The 15,057-nt window shown below is 70.7% G+C and carries 15 protein-coding genes; 9 read left to right on the plus strand and 6 right to left on the minus strand.

Annotation, left to right across the window (positions count from 1 at the left end; all coding sequences use genetic code 11):
- A partial coding sequence (locus HY68_RS43555; protein ID WP_198533229.1) for a hypothetical protein occupies positions 1-512 on the minus strand: 512 nt, incomplete at its 3' end.
- Positions 513-576: 64 nt separating this feature from the next.
- Here HY68_RS43555 and HY68_RS07900 point away from each other — a divergent pair.
- From HY68_RS07900 to HY68_RS07910, 3 genes are read left to right on the plus strand one after another with little or no spacing between them, the layout of a single operon-like run.
- Positions 577-1,113, plus strand: coding sequence for a GNAT family N-acetyltransferase (locus HY68_RS07900; RefSeq protein ID WP_041986142.1), 537 nt, complete (start codon positions 577-579; stop codon positions 1,111-1,113).
- Positions 1,114-1,160: 47 nt separating this feature from the next.
- Positions 1,161-1,928 carry a metallophosphoesterase gene (locus HY68_RS07905; protein ID WP_041986144.1) on the plus strand — a complete coding sequence of 256 codons (768 nt, stop codon included), beginning with the start codon at positions 1,161-1,163 and terminating at the stop codon, positions 1,926-1,928.
- A gap of 42 nt (positions 1,929-1,970) precedes the next feature.
- Positions 1,971-2,810: an NAD(P)H-binding protein gene (locus HY68_RS07910; RefSeq protein WP_041986147.1), complete on the plus strand. Its 840-nt coding sequence runs from the start codon at positions 1,971-1,973 to the stop codon at positions 2,808-2,810.
- A gap of 6 nt (positions 2,811-2,816) precedes the next feature.
- Here HY68_RS07910 and HY68_RS07915 read toward each other — a convergent pair whose 3' ends face one another.
- Together HY68_RS07915 and HY68_RS07920 are read right to left on the minus strand one after the other, a co-directional pair.
- A complete protein-coding gene (locus HY68_RS07915) occupies positions 2,817-3,302 on the minus strand; it encodes a MarR family transcriptional regulator (protein ID WP_041986149.1) in 486 nt (161 codons plus the stop codon).
- Between the two features lie 58 nt (positions 3,303-3,360).
- Positions 3,361-3,876 (minus strand): hypothetical protein, encoded by a 516-nt coding sequence (locus HY68_RS07920; protein WP_241778496.1) that lies wholly within the window; start codon positions 3,874-3,876, stop codon positions 3,361-3,363.
- Between the two features lie 87 nt (positions 3,877-3,963).
- On the opposite strand from HY68_RS07920, the gene HY68_RS07925 reads away from it, so the two are divergent.
- Both HY68_RS07925 and HY68_RS07930 read left to right on the plus strand, forming a co-directional pair.
- Positions 3,964-4,314 (plus strand): YnfA family protein, encoded by a 351-nt coding sequence (locus tag HY68_RS07925; protein ID WP_041986152.1) that lies wholly within the window; start codon positions 3,964-3,966, stop codon positions 4,312-4,314.
- An 81-nt stretch (positions 4,315-4,395) separates the two neighbouring features.
- On the plus strand, positions 4,396-5,169 hold the full coding sequence (locus HY68_RS07930; RefSeq protein WP_041986154.1) for an SDR family oxidoreductase: 774 nt from the start codon (positions 4,396-4,398) through the stop codon (positions 5,167-5,169).
- A gap of 19 nt (positions 5,170-5,188) precedes the next feature.
- On the opposite strand, the gene HY68_RS07935 is transcribed toward HY68_RS07930, so the two are convergent.
- Entirely contained in the window at positions 5,189-6,388 is a 1,200-nt protein-coding gene (locus HY68_RS07935; protein ID WP_041986156.1) for an RtcB family protein, read from the minus strand.
- 189 nt (positions 6,389-6,577) lie between these two features.
- Here HY68_RS07935 and HY68_RS07940 point away from each other — a divergent pair, with 189 nt between their 5' ends.
- From HY68_RS07940 to HY68_RS07950, 3 genes are all read left to right on the plus strand, one after another.
- A complete protein-coding gene (locus tag HY68_RS07940) occupies positions 6,578-7,465 on the plus strand; it encodes a hypothetical protein (protein ID WP_041986157.1) in 888 nt (295 codons plus the stop codon).
- A 123-nt stretch (positions 7,466-7,588) separates the two neighbouring features.
- The gene (locus HY68_RS07945) at positions 7,589-8,434 is read left to right on the plus strand and encodes a hypothetical protein (RefSeq protein WP_041986160.1); all 846 of its coding nucleotides are present in this window, start codon (positions 7,589-7,591) and stop codon (positions 8,432-8,434) included.
- A gap of 184 nt (positions 8,435-8,618) precedes the next feature.
- The gene (locus HY68_RS07950; RefSeq protein ID WP_041986162.1) at positions 8,619-10,040 is read left to right on the plus strand and encodes a DUF2637 domain-containing protein; all 1,422 of its coding nucleotides are present in this window, start codon (positions 8,619-8,621) and stop codon (positions 10,038-10,040) included.
- Positions 10,041-10,090: 50 nt separating this feature from the next.
- Here HY68_RS07950 and lysS read toward each other — a convergent pair whose 3' ends face one another.
- Complete coding sequence (lysS, locus tag HY68_RS07955; protein WP_041986165.1) at positions 10,091-11,842, minus strand: lysine--tRNA ligase; 1,752 nt, start codon at positions 11,840-11,842, stop codon at positions 10,091-10,093.
- Between the two features lie 159 nt (positions 11,843-12,001).
- Here lysS and argS point away from each other — a divergent pair, with 159 nt between their 5' ends.
- Positions 12,002-13,780, plus strand: a complete 1,779-nt coding sequence (argS, locus tag HY68_RS07960; RefSeq protein WP_041986168.1) for an arginine--tRNA ligase — start codon at positions 12,002-12,004, stop codon at positions 13,778-13,780.
- Positions 13,781-13,838: 58 nt separating this feature from the next.
- Here the strand turns inward: argS and HY68_RS07965 are convergent.
- Positions 13,839-15,057 (minus strand): FAD-binding oxidoreductase (locus HY68_RS07965; protein WP_041986171.1); only part of this gene is annotated, 1,219 nt, incomplete at its 5' end.

Raw genomic sequence — 15,057 nt, forward strand, 5'->3', positions numbered from 1 at the left:
TCGAAGCCGGCGGGCGCCGCCGACATGGCCGACAGCCAGGCGTCGATCCTGGCGAGCACTTCGGTACGCCGTGGCCCCGTGACGGCGAGGACGGCTTCCGCGTGCGGCAGCACGCCACGCACTTCGTCGGCCCGCAGCAGGAAGTCCCCGAAGGAACCGGGCAGTTGGGCGGCGGCCTCGGCGCCGAGGCCGTGGTAGAGCGCGGTGGCGGGATCCCCGTCGGGGACGGAGACGACGAAGCGCGCGTCAGGACCCACCCCGGTACCCGCGTCCCGCAGCAGCTCCAGACCGGCTTCCTTCATGGCGGCGACCGCCGGAGCGGTGGGCCCGCCGCTGCGCGCGAACGCGTCGAACCGGCGGGCCGCCGCGGTCGGACCCGGCGTGAAGTACGGTTCGCGGTCACCGCCTTCGAGCCACCACCGCAGATCGTCGGCGTACCCGGGCGGCACGCTCCAGGCGCCTTCGGCCCCGGAGAACCGCAGCGGCAGGGCGGCGACTTCACCGTCCGGCACAACCCCGACGGTCCAGACGCCGGTCCGGCTCATATGTCAGACCCCCCACCTAGAGTTCCGTGACATGGAGATCAAAGCACCGCGAGTACGGCTTGATCCATGGTCCGAGGGCGATCTCGACCTGCTGCGCGGGATGAACGCTCCTGAGCTGATGGAGCATCTCGGCGGCCCCGAGACGGACGAGCAGGTGCTGAAGCGGCACCGGCGGTACGTGGAGCTGAGCGCCGACCGTACGGGCAAGGGCAGGATGTTCCGCGTCGTGCTGCTCCCCGGGGACGGCGAAGCGGAGCAGCCGGTCGGCACGGTCGGCTTCTGGGAGCAGACCTGGAACGGCGAGGCGGTGTACGAGTCGGGCTGGGGCGTCCTCACGGCGTACCACGGCCGAGGCATCGCCCCGGCAGCGACGACGGCCGTGGTGCACGAGGCCCGCACGGCCGGCAAGCACCGCTTCCTGCACGCGTTCCCGTCCGTCGACAACGCCCCGTCGAACGCGGTGTGCCGCAAGGCGGGTTTCACGCTCCGGGGAGAGGTGGACTTCGAGTACCCGGTGGGCCACCCGATGCGCTGCAACAACTGGCGCCTCGACCTCACCGCCTCCTAACTAATGGGATAGCCTCCATCTACCATTAGCGCAATGGAGGGGGCTTCATGCTGCTCGCCCATATCAGCGATCTGCATCTGGACGGTACGGAGCGGGCGACCGACCGCACCGCGCGCGTCATCGCGTATCTGAACGGCCTGACCCGCCGGCCGGACGCCGTCCTCGTCACCGGAGACATCGCTGACCACGGCGCACCCGACGAGTACGCGCAGGCGGCGAAGTTCCTCGCCGAACTCGAAGCACCCGCCTTCCCCTGTCCGGGAAACCACGACGACCGCGCCAACTACCGGGGTTTCCTGCTCGGCGAGCAGCCCGCCCCGCAGTCCACTCCCGAGACCGCGGGCCGACCGGTCAACCGGCTGCACCACGTGGCCGGTCACGCGCTGCTGCTCTGCGATTCGACGATCCCGGGCGAGGACGAAGGACTGCTGGCCGACGAGACCCTGGAGTGGCTGGCGAGCACGCTGGACGAACTGGGGGACACCCCCGCCCTGCCCGCCTTCCACCACCCGCCCGCCGGCCTGATGCATCACGACGCGGTCGACGGCATGGGCCTGGCCGAGGCGGACCGGCTGGCCGGGATCCTCGCGGCGCACGGCAACGTACCGGCGGTGCTGACCGGACACGCGCACTCCCCCGCTGCCACGACGTTCGCCGGAAGGCCGCTCCTGGTGGCGCCGGGCGTGGTCTCGACGCTGCGGCTGCCGTGGGAGAGCGGCACGGAGTTCACGAACCGCACGGCACCGCCCGCCGTCGCGTTCCATGTCGTGGGCGAGGGCGGCCCCGTCACCACGCACTTCAGGTTCGTCCCGTAGAATTTATCTGCGCGACGCAGCTTCTGCGCTACGCTGCACACCATGACCATTCTCGTCACTGGTAGCAGCGGCCGCGTCGGCGCCGCCCTCGTTCCCCTCCTGCACGGCGCGGGCCATGACGTACGCGCGGCCTCCCGTCGCCCGGAACGGCTGAGCCCCGCGCCGGGCGTCGAGGTGGTGGTGTGCGATCTGGGGGATCCCGGCACGTTCGCCGCCGCACTCGACGGCGTCGACTCCGTCTTCCTCTACGCCGAGCCCGCACATATCGGGGAGTTCGTCCGGCAGGCCCGGACGGCGGGAGTGACGCACATCGTGCTGCTCTCCTCCAGCTCCGTCGTCCTCCCCCGCGCCGACGACAATCCGATCGCCGTCGCCCATCTCGACGTCGAACGCGCCCTGACCGCCTCGCCGGTCGAGGCGACCTTCCTGCGCCCCGACGCCTTCGCGACCAACGCGTACCAATGGGCGGGTGCGGTGCGGACAACGGGCGCCGTGGACCTGCCGTACCCGCGGGCGTACACCAGCCCGATCCACGAGGCGGACATCGCCGACGCGGCGTTCGCGGCCCTGACCGAGGCCCGCCATCGCGGCGGGGCGTTCCTGCTGACCGGCCCCGAGTCGCTGACCTTCGCCGACCAGATCGCCGTCCTGGCGGAGATCACCGGCCGGGAGATCGCGGTCAACGCCCGCACGCCGGAAGCCTGGCGGGAAGCCACCTCCGCCTTCATGCCTCCGCCGGTCGCCAAGGCCCTGCTGCAGTACTGGGCGGCACAGGACGGCGTACGCAGCGAGGTCACGGACGCGGTCCAGCACCTGACCGGCCACCCCGCCCGCACGTTCACGACCTGGGCAAGGGACCACGCGGCCGCGTTCGCTGACTGAGGCGCGCTAGGGGCTGCCGGGGGTGCGCAGGCGCTGGATCTGGGCCGCGCTGAGTTCGATCGTGCGCCGCATGTGTGTGATGAGCAGCGCGATCTCGGCGTCGTCGTACGCGTCGAACATCGCACCCCAGGGCGCGCGCAGCGTGTCCCAGACCTCGCCGAACCGCGCCATCCGCTCGGGCACGGTCGCGACGAGCACCTTCCGCCGGTCCCCGGTGTCGCGGCGGCGCGACACGTAACCGGCACGCTCCAGCCGGTCGACGAGCCGGGTGGCCGACCCGGTGGTGAGACCGGTGAGTTCGGCGATGCGCCCGGTGGTGACGGGGCCCGGCTCCAGGCTGAGCAGGTTGAGGCACTGGACGTCGGTCGGATGGAGCGACAGGTGATCGGCGACGGCCTGGTTGAACAGCGCGTACGACGCCATGTAGAGCCGCGAGGTGTCGGCCAGCTCGGCCAGCAGCCCGGGGCGCTCAGGGGTGTTCCGCTGCGGCATGCAGAGAGTGTACGGCGCAGACGACAGCCGCCCGCCGCCGCTCAGCAGGCGTACGGCCTCAGTAGGCGTACGCGTCGCCCGTGGCCGGCACGAGTACCCGGTGCCGGTTGTTGTCGGGGTTGCGGTCGCTGGCACCGCCGTTCCACACCGTGTCGATCTGCACGACCGCCTCGTCCGGATCGCCCACGGTCCGCAGCGCGATGGCCGTCTCGCCGCCCCGCCCGACGGCCCGCAGCTGCCCGGTGCGGCACAGTACGGTCCGGTCGCCGCCCCACAGACAGTTCGCGGGCAGCTCCTGGCCGCGCACCAGCGGCACCGAGAAGTCCAGCCGTACCGTCGCGTCGGCGACCGCCGAAGGGCCGTGGTTCTCGGAGGCGACCCGGACGCTCAGCTCGCCGCTCCACAGCGACAACCGCCCGTGGTGCGCCACATCGGCCTCGGGCGCGATCACACCCGTACCCGTAGCGGCAGCGGCACCAGCGCCCGAGTCGGCCTCGGCCGCCGCCCCGGCGCCCAGCACCACCACGGTCATCGCGGACACCACCACCAGCAGCGACTTACGCATTGGAGTCATGGCGGAAAGGTACAGATGATCACACCGCAACCCTGACCATCCGTCAGCCCGGCGCGCCCGCGATCACCCGCATGGCACGCTGTGCCCATGTACGTCCTCCGGTCCGCCGCCTTGTTCGTCGTCGCCGCCCTCTTCGAGATCGGCGGCGCCTGGCTCGTCTGGCAGGGCGTGCGCGGCGACGGCAACAGCGGCGGGCGTGGCTGGGTCTGGATCGGCGCGGGGGTCATCGCCCTCGGCGCGTACGGCTTCGTCGCGACGCTCCAGCCGGACGGCCAGTTCGGCCGGATCCTCGCCGCCTACGGCGGGGTCTTCGTGGCCGGCTCGATCCTCTGGGGCGTGGTCGCCGACGGCTACCGGCCGGACCGCTGGGACATCGGCGGCGCCATGGTCTGTCTGCTCGGCATGGGACTGATCATGTTCGCCCCCCGAGGGCACTGAATTCCCGTACCGGACCGCCCGTTTATCCTGGTCGGCACAGCCCACGGCCAGCACATCACCCCCACGCGCGAGGAGCACGCCATGACCGCCGCCGGTACCCGCATCGCCGTCGTCACCGGAGCGAGCAGCGGTATCGGCGCCGCCACGGCCCGGCAACTCGCCTCCGCCGGGTATCACGTCGTCGTCACCGCGCGCCGCAAGGACCGTATCGAGGCGCTGGCCGCCGAGATCACCGACGGCGGCGGGCAGGCCACCGCGTACGTCCTCGACGTCACGGACCGCGCCGCTGTCGACGCGTTCGCGGCCGACCTCGGCGGCTTCCCGTCCGTGGACGTGCTCGTGAACAACGCGGGCGGCGCGCTCGGCGCCGATCCGGTGGCCGACGGCAGCCCGGCCGAATGGCGCCAGATGTACGAGACGAACGTCATCGGCACCCTCAACGTCACCCAGGCCCTGCTCCCCGCGCTCACCGCGAGCGGGGACGGCACGGTGGTCGTCATCTCCTCCACGGCGGGCCTCGCCACGTACGAGGGCGGCGCCGGTTACGTCGCGGCCAAGCACGGCGCGCACGTCCTCGCCGAGACGCTCCGGCTCGAAATCGTCGGCACACCGGTGCGGGTGATCGAGATCGCCCCCGGCATGGTCAAGACCGAGGGCTTCGCCGTCACCCGCTTCCACGGCGACACGGAGAAGGCCGCGAAGGTCTACGCGGGGGTGGCGGAGCCCCTCACGTCCGACGACGTGGCCGAGACGGTCACCTGGGCGGTGACCCGTCCCAGCCACGTCAACATCGACCTGCTGGTGGTCAGGCCGCGCGCCCAGGCGTCCAACTCCAAGGTGCACAGGGAACTCTGAGGCCCGCAGGGCGCGCGGCTCAGCCCTTCACGCAGATGACCTGCTTCAGCTTCGCGACGACCTCGACCAGGTCGCGCTGCTGCTCGATGACCTGCTCGATCGGCTTGTAGGCCGCCGGTATCTCGTCCACCACACCGGAGTCCTTCCGGCACTCCACCCCGCGCGTCTGGTCCTCCAGGTCCCGCGTCGAGAAGCGCCGCTTCGCCGCGTTACGGCTCATCCGGCGTCCCGCGCCGTGCGAGGCCGAGTTGAACGCCGCCGCGTTCCCCAGGCCCTTCACGATGTACGACCCTGTCCCCATCGAGCCCGGGATGATCCCGTACTCGCCCGAGCCGGCGCGGATGGCGCCCTTGCGGGTGACCAGCAGGTCCATCCCGTCGTAGCGCTCCTCGCTGACGTAGTTGTGGTGGCAGGAGATCACCTCGCCGAAGGTCACCTTCGCCTTCCTGAACTCCCGCCGGATCACTTCCTGGGAGAGCGCCATCATGATCGCGCGGTTGTGCTTCGCGTACTCCTGCGCCCAGAACAGGTCGTTGCGGTACGCCGCCATCTGCGGGGTGTCGGCGACGAACACCGCGAGATCGCGGTCGACCAGTCCCTGGTTGTGCGGCAGGGACTGCGCCGTGCCGATGTGGTGGTCGGCCAGCTCCTTGCCGATGTTCCGCGATCCCGAGTGCAGCATGATCCACACGTCATCGTCGGAGTCGACGCACAGCTCCCAGAAGTGGTTCCCCGAGCCCAGCGTCCCCATCTGCTTCGTGGCGCGCTCCTGACGGAACTTGACCGAGTCCGCGACCCCGTCGAACCGGTCCCAGAACCCGTCCCAGCCCGCCGCCACCCCCGGCAGCCCGTACAGCCGGCCGGGATCCACCGGGTCCGCGTGCATCCCGCGGCCCACCGGAATGGCCTGCTCGATCTTGGAGCGGAGCCGGGACAGGTCGCCCGGCAGGTCGTTCGCCGTCAGTGACGTACGGACGGCGGACATCCCGCAGCCGATGTCGACGCCCACCGCCGCAGGGCAGACAGCGCCGTGCATGGCGATGACGGAACCGACCGTCGCGCCCTTGCCGTAGTGGACGTCCGGCATCACGGCCAGGCCCTTGATCCAGGGCAGCGTGGCCACGTTCTCCAGCTGGCGCATCGCGACGTCCTCGACCGACGCGGGATCGGCCCACATACGGATCGGAACCTTCGCTCCGGGCAGCTCCACGTACGACATAATTTCCTCGATTCCCCCGAAAATTCTTGAAACGCAAAAACCGGAACGATGGCTGTGCAAAGGGACAGCCGACCAGCGTCGACGGCATCGCGTGCGATAGACATTGTGTCCATCGGCTGTCGTACGACGGCAAGCCGTTTTCGCGCGGGGCCCCGCGCGGAACCCCCGCACGCAAGGGAGCCCGGGACCGTGCAGCGAAAGGCGCGAAAGGCGTACGTACCCGGCGCGGCGGTGCTGCTCGTGGCACTCGCCGCCGGCTGTTCGTCCGGCGGCGGCACCGACGGGACCGCCACCGACGCCAAGGCGGGCGGCCCGACCGTGTCGGCGGCGGCGCCCGGCAAGTACCGCACGCTGCGTGAGCCGTGCGGTTCCGTGCCGCGCTCGACGCTGAAGACCCTGCTGCCCGGTATCGCGACCCTGCCCAAGGACCAGCAGGAGAAGGCGTACCAGGGCACCCCGGCCGTGACGTACGACACGGACCGCAGGGTCGGCTGCTCCTGGAAGTCCGACTCCCCCGACGAGTCGTACCAGCTGTCCGTCGACGTCGAGCGCGTCGTCTCGTACGACCCGACGGTGAGCGACGCGGACCAGGCGCAGGAGATCTACGCCAAGAAGCAGGACACCGCTCACCTGCCCTCGCCCAGCACCTCCCCGGCGCCGGACGCGAGCAACACCACCACGCCCCCCGCGAGCGGCGCGGCGGGCGGCAGCACGGCGCTGACGGGGGCGGCCCCGGGTGTCGTTTCGGGCTCGGCCTCCGGATCGGCCTCCGCCTCGGTGACCGACTCGCCTTCCTCCTCCACACCGCCCGGCGGGCCGGAGGAGGAGAGCGACGATCTCGAACCGCGCCGGCTGGACGGTCTCGGTGACGTGGCGTTCCTGAACGATGTCCTCGGCGGCAGCGGTTCGACCGTCCAGTCGCGCAAGGTGAGCGTGGTCTTCCGCACATCCAACGTCATCGTGACGATCGGCTACACCGAGCAGCCCGGCCGCGTCGGCGAGGTCCCCGACCGGAAAGAACTGCAGGAAAAGGCGCGGGGACTGGCCAAAACGCTCGCCGGCCAGTTCAACGAATAGCGGTCCGTGGCCCCCGCACGGGTCCGCCGCCCTGGAGCGGCGGAGTCCGGTTCCCCGGCACGCGGACGTGCCAGGGCGGTTACCGTGGCCGATCGGACCGTACGACCAATGACTGAAGGAACCATGCGCCGATCAGCTTCGCGACTCCCCCGCATTCTCGCCTGCGCAGCCGTTCCGGTGATGCTCGTCGTCGCCGGCTGCTCGTCCGGGTCGGACGACAAGAGCGACGCGGACGGACCGAGCAAGACCTCTTCTTCGCAGCCGTCACCCTCGGTCGCCCCCGCCAAGTTCAGCACGCTGCCCGACGCGTGCAAGACCGTGGGCGCCAAGACGATCGGCTCGCTCGTACCGAAGGCCAAGTCGAAGTCCGGCACGCAGGGCAAGTCCACGGACGTGGCCACGCGCGGCGCCTGCTCGTGGAACGGCCTGGACGACAACGGCGTCAAGGGCTCGCAGTACCGCTGGCTGGACGTCTCCCTCATGCGCTACGACTCGGACGTGACGGTCGGCAGCGGCGCGTCGCGCGCGGGGAAGTTCTACGCCGAGGAGATCGCGGACGCGCAGGGGACGGTCGGCGCCAAGAGCGTGAAGACGGCGGCGGCGGCCGGTATCGGCGACCAGGCGTCCACGGTCACGTACACCCTGAAGAAGACCGGCGAGGACTTCTCGTACGCGACGGTCGTCGCCCGTACGGAGAACGTCGTGGTCACGCTGACGTACAACGGCGCGGGGTACGCGGGCGCGAAGTCGCCGAGCGTCGCGGACGTGTCGAAGGACGCGGCGAAGGCCGCGAAGGAGGCGGTCGCTTCGATCTCGGGCGGCAGCGCCGCGGCTGACTCGGGCTCGGGTTCGGGGACGGGTTCCGGTTCGGGACATTCGCCCGCACCCGGCAAGTCGTCGTCGGAGAAGCCCTCGAAGCCGTCCTCGTCCACCTCCCCGAAGCCGAAGTCGTCGACCGGCGACGCGTAGCCGCCGGACCGGCCGTTTTCCGGTCTTTGTCCGGTCCTTGGCCGGTCCTTTCCGCTGAGCCCGGCCCCGCGCGTACGGCCGGGCTCACCGCCCAGCGAAGCGGCGACCGCACACATGTGCCAGGCTGTGCCCGCCAGATGTCGGGCAGTCGAGCCCTGATTCGAGTACGGGGAGGGGATCGCGGGTGGCCGCGATGCAGCTGACACGCACGCACCGCATACTCATCGGCGTTGTGATCGCCGGTGCGGTGATCATCGCCGGGATCGGTTTCGCGGGTTCCTACGCGGCGGTGCGCGAACTCGCCGTGGAAAAAGGCTTCGGGAACTTCTCGTACTTCTTCCCCATAGGCATCGACGCGGGTATCTGCGTCCTGCTGTCGCTGGACCTCCTCCTCACCTGGATCCGGATCCCGTTCCCGCTGCTCCGCCAGGCGGCCTGGGTCCTGACGGCCGCCACGATCGCCTTCAACGGCGCTGCGGCCTGGCCGGACCCGCTGGGCGTCGGCATGCACGCCGTGATCCCGCTGCTGTTCATCGTCGCCGTCGAGGCGGCGCGCCACGCGGTCGGCCGGATCGCGGACATCACGGCCGACAAGCACATGGAGGGCGTGCGGCTCACCCGCTGGGTGCTGTCGCCCGTACCGACGTTCAAGCTGTGGCGCCGGATGAAGCTGTGGGAACTGAGGTCGTACGAGCAGGTCATCAAGCTCGAACAGGACCGGCTCATCTACCAGTCGCGCCTCCAGGCGCGCTTCGGCCGCAACTGGCGGCGCAAGGCGCCCATCGAGTCGCTGATGCCGCTGCGGCTGGCGAAGTACGGGGTGCCGCTGGCCGACACCGCGCCGTCGGGCCTCGCGGCGGCCGGCATCGACCCGATGCTGCTGCCGGCGGCCCCGGTGACCCCGGTGGTGCCGGTGGTGGCGGAACTGCCGCAGGGGCAGCCGCAGATGCCGCAGCCGCAACTGCCGGGCCAGCAGCAACAACAGCTCCCGCAGCAGCAACAGCAACAACCGCTTCCGCAGCAGCAGCCCGTCCCGCAGCAGGACTGGGCCCGGGACCAGGAGTGGTCCCAGGAGCAAGACTGGCCCCAGGAGCAGGAGTTCGCCCAGGAGAACCAGGGCAGCCCCTGGTTCGCCGCGCCGCAGGTCCCTGAGGGCGCCTACGAGGGCGCGTACAACCCCACGTACGTCGAGGGCCTGGAACCGACCCCGGTGATGATCCCTCAGCCCGAGGGCCCCGAGGGAAACGGCCGCCGCCCGCTGCGGGTGCCGGGCCAGCGGTCGGAGGAGCAGTACGCGCAGTACGAGCAGCAGCCCGTACCGGAGCAGCAGCCGGAACCGGAGCAACTGCCCGCCCCCACCCCGCCCGACGACCTCTCGTCCCGGGAGGAGACGTACTTCACCGCCTTCCGGAAGTACGTCAGCGAGCACGGTGACTTCCCCAACGCGCGCCAGTTCGGGCTGTACTTGCAGGATCTGTACGGCTTCAAGGGACGCAGCGGCGGCCCGCTCAGCGAGAGCACGCTACGGGGCCCGCTGCGCGAGTTCCGCCACCGCTACCAGGCGGAGCTGGACGCGGACGCCGACGACTCCGAGCACATCGCGTAGCACGCGACGCACCCGGAGCCGACGAGGATCAGCCGGGGGTCAGGCGGGGGTCAGGCGCCCAGCAGCTTGCGCACCCGGTCGGCGCCCACCGCCAGCAGCAGCGTGGGCAGCCGGGGCCCGGTGTCCCTGCCGACCAGCAGCCGGTAGAGCAGCGCGAAGAACGACCGCTGCGCGGTCTTCAGCTCGGCCGTCGGCTTGGCGTCCGGCTCCAGGCCCGCCAGCGTCTTCGGTACGCCGTAGACGAGCGTCGTCAGCCCGTCCAGCGACCAGTGGCTGTCCAGACCGGCCAGCAGCAGCCGCAGCGCCTCGCGCGCCTGCTCGTCCAGCGAGCCGAGCAGCTCCTCGTCGGGCTCGGACCTGACGATCGTCCGGGCCTCGGCGGGTACCTGGCTCGTGATCCAGTTCTCGGCGCGGTCCAGCCGGGGGCGCGCCTCGTCGAGCGTGGCCAGCGGGTGCGCGGGGTCCAGCTCGCTGAGGATGCGCAGCGTCTGCTCCTCGGCCCCCGCCGTGACGTCCACGACGGACGCGAGCGTCCGGTACGGCAGCGGGTGCGGCGTGCGGGGCAGCTCGCCGTCGGCGGTGGACGCGGCGCGGGCGTACGCGGCGGCGTCGGCCGGCAGGACGGACCCGTCGGCGACCTTGCGCTCCAGGGCGTCCCACTCGTCGTACAGCCGCTGGATCTCCTGGTCGAAGGCGATCTTGAAGGACTGGTTGGGCCTGCGGCGCGCGTACAGCCAGCGCAGCAGCGGCGCCTCCATGATCTTCAGGGCGTCGGCCGGGGTGGGCACTCCGCCCTTGCTGGACGACATCTTGGCCATGCCGGAGATCCCGACGAAGGCGTACATCGGGCCGATCGGCTGTACGCCGTCGAAGATCTCCCGGACGATCTGGCCGCCGACGACGAACGAGGAGCCGGGCGAGGAGTGGTCGACACCGGACGGCTCGAAGATCACGCCCTCGTACGCCCAGCGCATCGGCCAGTCGACCTTCCAGACCAGCTTGCCGCGGTTGAACTCACTCAGCAGCACCGTCTCGCTGAAGCCGCAGGCCGCGCAGGTGTAGGTCAGCTCCGTCGTCGCGTCGTCGTACGACGTGACGGTGGTGAGGTCCTTGCCGCAGTCGCCGCAGTACGGCTTGTACGGGAAGTAGCCGGCGGAGCCGCCGCTGCCGTCGTCCTCGGCGGCGGCGCCGGAGCCTTCGGCGGCTTCGAGCTCGGCCTCCTCGGGCTTCTTCTGCTGCTGCTTGCCCTTGCCCTGACCGTCCTGCTTGGGCTTGTCCTTGGTGCGGTACCGGTCGAGGATCGCGTCGATGTCGGCGCGATGCCGCATCGCGTGCAGCACCTGCTCGCGGTAGACCCCGGCGGTGTACTGCGCGGTCTGGCTGATGCCGTCGTACGTGACGCCCAGCTCGGCCAGGGACTCGGTCAGGGCGGCCTTGAAGTGCTCGGCCCAGTTCGGGTACGGCGAGCCGGCCGGGGCGGGCACCGAGGTCAGCGGCTTGCCGATGTGCTCGGCCCAGGACTCGTCGACCCCCGCGACGCCGGCCGGGACCTTGCGGTAGCGGTCGTAGTCGTCCCAGGAGATCAGATGCCGGACCTCGTAGCCGCGCCTGCGGATCTCGTCGGCGACCAGGTGCGGGGTCATGACCTCGCGGAGGTTGCCCAGGTGGACCGGGCCGGAGGGAGAGATTCCGGAAGCGACGACGACCGGTTTGCCAGGCGCACGTCGCTCCGACTCGGCGATGACATCGTCCGCGAAACGGGAGACCCAGTCGGTCTCGGTGCTCTGAGCCACGATCGGCACGTCCTTCTTTCTCGTACGCCTCGGCCGCGTCGGCAACGGGCGAAGGCCATTCTCCCAGGTACCACCGACAGAGCGAAAACGGGTTGATGGCCCATGGGATACTGGGGACACGACTCCCCGACGATTTCCCCACCCCTCAACAGGAATGGAAGCCGGCCCATGGCCTCGGTCCCCTCCCTCGCTTCGACCGTCGATCAGCGCATCGCGGACGCCCTCTCGGCTGCCCTGCCGGAGGCCGGTTCCGCGGATGTCCTGCTGCGACGCAGCGACCGGGCGGATTTCCAGGCCAACGGCATCCTGGCGCTGGCGAAGAAGCTGAAGGGGAACCCGAGGGAGCTGGCGACGAAGGTAGTTACGGATCTGACATCCGCCGACGCCTCCCCCTCCAGCCTGATCAAGGAGGTCGAGGTCTCAGGGCCGGGCTTCCTCAACATCACGGTCGCGGACCGGGCGATCATCGAGACGCTGGCCGCCCGCGCCGCCGACGACCGGCTCGGCGTGCCGTACGCGGAGCACCCCGGCACGACCGTCATCGACTACGCCCAGCCGAACGTGGCGAAGGAGATGCACGTCGGGCATCTGCGGTCGGCGGTGATCGGCGCCGCGATGGTCGAGATCCTGGAGTTCACCGGCGAGAAGGTGATCCGGCGGCATCACATCGGCGACTGGGGCACCCAGTACGGCATGCTCATCCAGTACCTGATCGAGCACCCGCACGAGCTGGACCACGAGGGCGACGAGGTCGACGGCGAAGCCGCGATGTCCGCACTGAACCGCATCTACAAGGCCTCGCGGGCCGTCTTCGACTCCGACGAGGAGTTCAAGGACCGGGCACGGGACCGGGTGGTGGCCCTGCAGTCGGGGGACCCGGAGACCAGGGCGCTGTGGCAGCAGTTCGTGGACGAGTCGAAGATCTACTTCTACTCGGTCTTCAACAAGCTGGACATGGAGATCAGCGACCCCGACATCGTCGGTGAGTCCGCGTACAACGACATGCTGGACGAGACGTGCCGGCTCCTTGAGGAGTCGGGTGTCGCCGTGCGGTCCGAGGGCGCGCTCTGTGTCTTCTTCGACGACGTGAAGGGCCCGGACGGCAACAAGGTCCCGCTGATCGTCAAGAAGTCGAACGGCGGGTACGGCTACGCGGCCACGGACCTGTCGGCCATCAGGGACCGGGTCCAGGGCATCGGCGCGTCGACGCTCCTCTACGTGGTGGACGTACGGCAGTCGCTGCACTTCAAGATGGTCTTCGAGACGGCCCGCAGGGCGGGCTGGCTGAACGACGACGTCCAGGCGGTCCAGCTCGCGTTCGGCACGGTCCTCGGCAAGGACGGCAAGCCGTTCAAGACCCGTGAGGGCGAGACGGTCCGGCTGGAGGACCTGCTGGACGAGGCCGTGGAGCGGGCGACGGCGGTCGTCCGCGAGAAGGCCGAGCGGGCGGGCCTCGACGAGCGGGAGATCATCGAGAACGGCCGGTACGTGGGCATCGGCGCCGTGAAGTACGCGGACCTGTCGACGTCGGCCGTCCGGGACTACAAGTTCGACCTGGACCAGATGGTCTCGCTGACCGGCGACACATCGGTCTATCTCCAGTACGCGTACGCCAGGAACCGCTCCATCCTCCGCAAGGCGGGCGACACCGTCCCCACCCCCCACCCGGAACTGGAACTGGCCCCGGCAGAACGCGCCCTGGGCCTCCACCTGGACGCGTTCGCGGCGACCCTCGCCGAGGTGGCCACGGCGTACGAACCGCACAAGCTGACGGCGTACCTCTACCAACTGGCCTCGCACTACGCGACGTTCTTCGAACAGTGCCCGGTCCTGAAGGCAGACACCCCGGCCCAGGTCGAGAACCGCCTCTTCCTCTGCGACCTGACAGCCCGCACCCTCAAGCAGGGCCTCACCCTCCTGGGCATCCGCGCCCCCGAGCGCCTGTAAGACCACGGCGTGGCGCCGACCGTGTCGGCGACGAGCGCTGGTGTCCCCCCGGTCGGCGTCACGCCGGGGGGATGTTGTGGTTCAGGCGGAAGACGTTGTTCGGGTCCCAGGTCGACTTCGTCCGCCGCAGGCGGGTGAAGGCGTCATCCGTGTAGGCGGTACGGACGCCGTCGGGGGTCGCGTCTTCCACGCCCAGGAAGTTGAGGTTCGCGGCTCCCGTCGCCCATGGGGTCAGTTTGGCGTGCAGGGCGTCCCGCTCGGCCAGGGCGGCGGGGTCGTCTGCCGTGCCCGTGAAGAGGGAGAAGGCCGCGTCGCGGCCGCCCACCGCGTTCGGGACCGCCGGCGGGCGGGTGTACGCCCCGCCGAAGTGGCGTAGTTCCGCTACGAAGGGGGCCTGGGCCGCCGGGCCGGTCAGGGACAGGAGCGTGTCGATGCCCGCCTCGTCCGGGTGGTGGAGCAGGAGGTTGCGGTCGTAGCTGACGTAGGACGCGTTCACCGGCTCGTGGTGGATCGTTCCGACGTCGGCGTACGGCATGTCCCGTACCGTGTCGAGCAGTCGGGGGCCCAGCGCCCGCAGCGGGTGGATCAGGCGCTCGCCGTCCTCCGTCCGGGTCGGGGTGTCCGGCGAGTACGCGATCCGTACGTGCGCCACGAAGTGGCCTCGCAGCGCCGCCAGTTGGCCCGGCAGGTCCATGTCCGGGTAGCGGAGCAGCAGTACGGACGACGCCATCTCCTCGGGCACCGTGCGCGTCCACTCCGCGTACGCGTGCAGGACGTCGGCGGTCGCTCCGCCGGGGAAGTACAGGCCGCCGCCGTACAGCCGGCCGACGGGGAACAGGTCGATCTCCATCTCCGTGACCACACCGAAGTTGTCCTTGCCGCCGCGCATCGCCCAGAACAGCTCGGGATCGCTGTCGGCCGTCACCTGGCGCAACTCGCCCTCGGCGGTGACCACTTCGAGCCTGCGCACATGGTCCGCCGCGTACCCGTACCGCCGTCCCAGCAGCCCCGCTCCGCCGCCGAGCGTGTAGCCGACCGCGCCGACGCTCGGACTCGATCCGTTGAGCGGGGCAAGACCGTACGGCGTCGTCGCGGCCAGCACATGCCGCCACCGCGCCCCGGCGGCGACCACCGCCGTCCGCCGCGCCGGGTCGACCCGTACCTGGTCCATCCGCCGCGTGGCGATCAGCACCCCGTCGTCCCCCGCCGCCACCGCAGGACCGTGCCCGGTCGCCAGCACCCCGACCGCCCGGCCGGTTGCCGCCGCCCCCCGTACG

Source organism: Streptomyces sp. AcH 505, from assembly GCF_000818175.1.
Taxonomy (GTDB): Bacteria; Actinomycetota; Actinomycetes; order Streptomycetales; family Streptomycetaceae; genus Streptomyces.